1 protein-coding gene and 1 pseudogene are annotated in these 1,411 nt (G+C 58.3%); one reads left to right on the top strand and one right to left on the bottom strand.

Annotation, left to right across the window (positions count from 1 at the left end; translation table 11 throughout):
• A partial coding sequence (locus tag HWN72_RS30640) for an IclR family transcriptional regulator (protein WP_211152317.1) occupies positions 1 to 685 on the top strand: 685 nt, incomplete at its 5' end.
• A 483-nt stretch (positions 686 to 1,168) separates the two neighbouring features.
• Here HWN72_RS30640 and HWN72_RS30635 read toward each other — a convergent pair.
• Positions 1,169 to 1,411: pseudogene (locus HWN72_RS30635) on the bottom strand (IS110 family transposase); the annotation flags it as partial.

Here is a 1,411-nt window from a genome sequence, read left to right as displayed (position 1 = left end):
CCTGACGATCAGCGAGATCGCGCAGAAGCTGGGCCGCTCGATCAGCGAGGTGTTCCGTATCATCATCGTGATGGAGCGGCTCGGCTGGCTGGCCAAGGATCCGGTGAACGATCGCTACACCGTGACGTACCGCGTGCTTGACGTGGCGTTCCGCGCTACGCCCGCGCAGACGCTCAGCAACGTCGCGGCTCCGGTAATGTACGAACTGTCGAGTGCCACTAATCAGTCGTGTCATCTCGTCGTCGAAACCGGCGGGCGTGCCACGGTGATCCACCGACAGGAGAACATGGGCCCCGTAGGTTTCGGCATTCGCCTGGGCACCGTGGTCGATCTGGTGACCAGTTGCTCTGGCCACGTGCTGCTTGCCTTCGCTGCGCAGGATCGACGGGCTAAGGTTATTTGCAGCCTGGGTATCGCGCTCGATTTTCAGACGCGGCTGGAGCAGCGCTTGGATGCGGTGCGACTGCAAGGGTACGAGATGCAACCTAGCGCCCGCACTGCCGGAGTGACCGACATCAGCTTTCCGGTGTTCGGCTTCGATGGTCATGTCTGCGCAGCGCTGACGGTTCCATTCCTCGTCACGATCGACGGATCGCAAAAGACTGGCTTGGAGGAAACGCGCGAAGTCCTTGGCCGGGCGGCGCTCGACATTTCCGCTGGGTTGGGCTGGTCACAATATAAGTAAATTTGTTGCTACCAAAGGGCTTCAGCGGTGACAGTTGGAAATATGGCACACTGGACCAGCGTTTTGTCACCTTTACCGCTCGGTTACAGAGTTTGCAGGGTGCGGAGCGCCCTTCCGATCATGAGTCTTCTTTAAAAGCAGGCTATCCACGACATTCCACTCTTATGTTCGTTTTCAAGAGCCTTCGGCATGATGATGTCCTTTCCGCCCGAGATGACGAAATCCAATTTGTGAAGTTCATGTGCAGAGTAGGGAGCAGGGCTTTCGACGACGGTTGGCATACTCTTATGCGCGGGTTGGCTACCGCATATCCGTATGTTCGTCTGGGGCTGCCTCTGTCTAGAATCGGGCATAGACTTTTAGTCCGCCACATAGTGGGTACGAGGATTCCCCACCGGGGCCCTGCTCCCAACTTTGCACATCAAGCAGATGATGACGCTGGTTCTTGCTCCTTTCTCGTGACCGTTTACCGATGATGAGCCTTCATGCCTCAGCGGTGGGAGCCACCTCTTGCCCGATTGCCCAGAGGAAGGCGGCCATCTCCCGCGCGATTGCTGTGACCGCGACGGTCTTAAGCTTCCCGGCCTGGATCAGCTTTCGATAACGTGCGCAGAGCCTGATTTGCCCTTTCCATGCGATCTCGCGAACGGAGCGTGGTAGCCCTTCCAACCGTGCCTGGATCGTCTGGCTCACCCGGGCGGGAAAGCGGTAGGTCCATGCGCCTTT

The organism is Novosphingobium sp. HR1a (genome assembly GCF_015594425.1).
In the GTDB taxonomy this organism is placed as follows: Bacteria; Pseudomonadota; Alphaproteobacteria; order Sphingomonadales; family Sphingomonadaceae; genus Novosphingobium; species Novosphingobium resinovorum_A.
This window is presented reverse-complemented; position numbering and strand designations above follow the sequence as displayed.